The organism is Dietzia sp. DQ11-71, assembly GCF_014144995.1.
In the GTDB taxonomy this organism is placed as follows: domain Bacteria; phylum Actinomycetota; class Actinomycetes; order Mycobacteriales; family Mycobacteriaceae; genus Dietzia; species Dietzia kunjamensis.
This window is the reverse complement of record NZ_JAALDT010000187.1, coordinates 1-1,029: the sequence shown is the minus strand read 5'-3', so window position 1 is coordinate 1,029 and position 1,029 is coordinate 1. Positions and strand designations below refer to the sequence as shown.

Genomic DNA, 1,029 nt, shown 5'->3' with positions numbered 1-1,029 from the left:
GGGGTCGTCGAGTTCGTCGGCGGGGCGGCCCGGCGCGACGAACGTCACCGTGTCGGTGTCGCCGAGCAGTCGCACCGCGTGCCGGGACTTGCCGGATCGGACGCCGCCGGTCACCAGGACGCGCGTCATCCCCGCCGCCCCCGGCCGCCGGCGAGGGCCGGGCCGGAGAACAGGGCCAGTCCCACGACGAAGCCGAAGTCGTACCAGTTGCCGTTGTTGTTCACCTCGTAGATCGTCACGGTGTCGGTGAAGAGGGAGATGACGAAGGTGACGGGGAGGATGATCCCGTGCCACAGGCCGAGGAGGAACCCGGCGCCGGTGGGGGCGACGTCGACGTTGGGTCCGGCCGCGCACGCGCCCAGGGCGAGGACGACGGCGAGGACGACACCGGTGGCCAGGCCGGCCCGTGACCGGGTGGTCACTACCGCCGCCCGCGGGTGAAGTAGAGGATCGGCCCGATGAAGTTGATCGCGATGATCGCGGCCCATTTGCCCTTGGAGCCCTGCACCTTCGCCGCGGGACGGGAGGCGAGGTCCGCCCACGCGGTCGCGGCGAGTGACACCTGCACCGAGATGAGCGTGAGCAGGACCGTCTTCTGCGTGTCGGTCAGGTCGTTCCAGCGCTTCTTCGTGGCCACGGCGTACCTCCCGGATCGGATTTTTCTTATCCTAGGCGCTGCCCGGCGCGAGGGATACGGCGTTCGCGGCGTTCCCGGGCGGGGTTACCGGGCAACAGCTGGGCCCGGAAGCGCGAGCCGGGGTACCACCCGGCGAACAACAGGATGAGGATCGCCAGGTCGACGACGTCGCCCCCGTAGTACATGAGCTGCGCGCCGGCGCGGGCGTCGGCCGGCTCCACGCCGGCGGGCGGGTGTGCGTAGAGCCACTTGGCGAGGATCGAGTGGGCGGCGATGAACACCACCAGCACGGTCGCGCGGACGCGCAGGGAGGCGCGGTGCGGGTTGGGGTCCGGGCCGATCATCGCCACGGTGAACGCGATCCCGGCGAGCAGGACGTGGACGTGGACCAG

4 protein-coding genes are annotated in these 1,029 nt (G+C 71.0%); all 4 read right to left on the bottom strand.

The genetic code is table 11. The features are described 5' to 3' along the window. A partial coding sequence (locus tag G6023_RS07700; protein WP_182634821.1) for a bifunctional adenosylcobinamide kinase/adenosylcobinamide-phosphate guanylyltransferase occupies positions 1–129 on the bottom strand: 129 nt, incomplete at its 3' end. Continuing rightward, a complete protein-coding gene (locus G6023_RS07695; RefSeq protein ID WP_182634819.1) occupies positions 126–422 on the bottom strand; it encodes a hypothetical protein in 297 nt (98 codons plus the stop codon). The genes G6023_RS07700 and G6023_RS07695, both read right to left, overlap by 4 nt. Continuing rightward, positions 422–637, bottom strand: a complete 216-nt coding sequence (locus tag G6023_RS07690; protein ID WP_067713058.1) for a hypothetical protein — start codon at positions 635–637, stop codon at positions 422–424. Before G6023_RS07690 ends, G6023_RS07695 begins: the two co-directional genes overlap by 1 nt. Positions 638–663: 26 nt before the next feature. Beyond that, positions 664–1,029: cytochrome c oxidase assembly protein (locus G6023_RS07685; RefSeq protein ID WP_182634817.1), on the bottom strand; the 366-nt coding region annotated here is incomplete at its 5' end.